2 pseudogenes are annotated in these 1,162 nt (G+C 42.5%); both read right to left on the bottom strand.

The features are described from left to right. Window positions 1-190: pseudogene (locus AB6E52_RS23070) on the bottom strand (DUF1611 domain-containing protein); the annotation flags it as partial. Window positions 191-354: 164 nt separating this feature from the next. Continuing rightward, window positions 355-1,062, bottom strand: a pseudogene (locus AB6E52_RS23065) (IS5 family transposase); the annotation flags it as partial. Between the last annotated feature and the right edge of the window lie 100 nt (window positions 1,063-1,162).

Raw genomic sequence — 1,162 nt, 5'->3', positions numbered from 1 at the left:
ACCCATTAGCGGTTTTACCATCAATTTTACCAAAATTACCTTCGCAATATATAATTGCAGAAGGGATGACCGGATTTACTTTTTGAGCAAGTGGTAACCAAGGAGCTATATGGGGTACGTTGTTGGTATCTACATTTTCAATTCTAGAGAGTTTGAATATATTTCTTAACTTTTCGGTTGAGATGGACATAATTAAAGCCTGCAGTATGGCTTAGGAGGGCGACTAAGGAGTGCCGATTTGCGAGTTCGGAAAAGAAAAGAAGTCCCTACTAAGCGGTAGGGATAACAACCAAGGTAACACACTCACCAGACTTTTGTTGGTTATTATTAATACGCTTTCTGAGTCTATTACTTTCAGACTTTGCCCACTTGAGCGTTGTAATTTCTCAAACTCAATTTACCGCTTGTTAATCCCTTGTATCGAGACATTGCGGTCTCAGATATTGAGCGATAGTGATAACCAGACTCTGTTTTCCACTCCGATATTGTCCCATTTTTCAGAGCCGTTACTGCTTCGTTTCTGGGATGACCATCCTCCCAATGTACTGCATTCTTTCGAGGTGGTATCAACGGAGTACAGCCTTTATTTTTCAGGGTTTCATGACAACTTTTTGTGTCATATGCTCCATAGGTAGATTCGGTATGAACCTTTCTGCGTAAAGGGTTGAGTAATGTTGGTAGCACTTCACTATAGCCAACATTTACAAGGCTGACTTCCGCACTAATCGCTTCGTGAGTATCCACATCTACAGCTAAGTGCAGCTTACGCCATGTTCTTCGTTTTTCTGCACCATGCTTTTTTACTTTCCACTCACCTTCACCAAAGACTTTGAGGCCTGTCGAATCAATGGCTATATGGTGAATAGCCCCTCTAGACCTATTGCGATATTTGACCTGAACCGTCTTCGAGCGTTTACTAATACATGTGTAGCCAGGAGAGGTCAGCGGAACATCCATTAGCTCAAAGATAGAGTTGATAAAACCTTGAAGAGCACGTAATGGCAGAGAGAATATCCCCTTAATCATCAGGGCAGTTTCAATCGCTGTATCAGAGTACTGGAACTTAACTCAGTGTCCAAAACTTCTGGCACGGATCACTATGAATCCCAGGGCAAGATTACGAAGCCCCTTGCCCTGCAAGGACTTGCGAAAGGTAAGCGTT

This window comes from Vibrio sp. 10N.247.311.13, from assembly GCF_041467595.1.
Lineage (GTDB): Bacteria > Pseudomonadota > Gammaproteobacteria > Enterobacterales > Vibrionaceae > Vibrio > Vibrio crassostreae_C.
The sequence above is the reverse complement of the archived record's forward strand: the minus strand, read 5'-3'. Positions and strand labels throughout refer to the sequence as shown.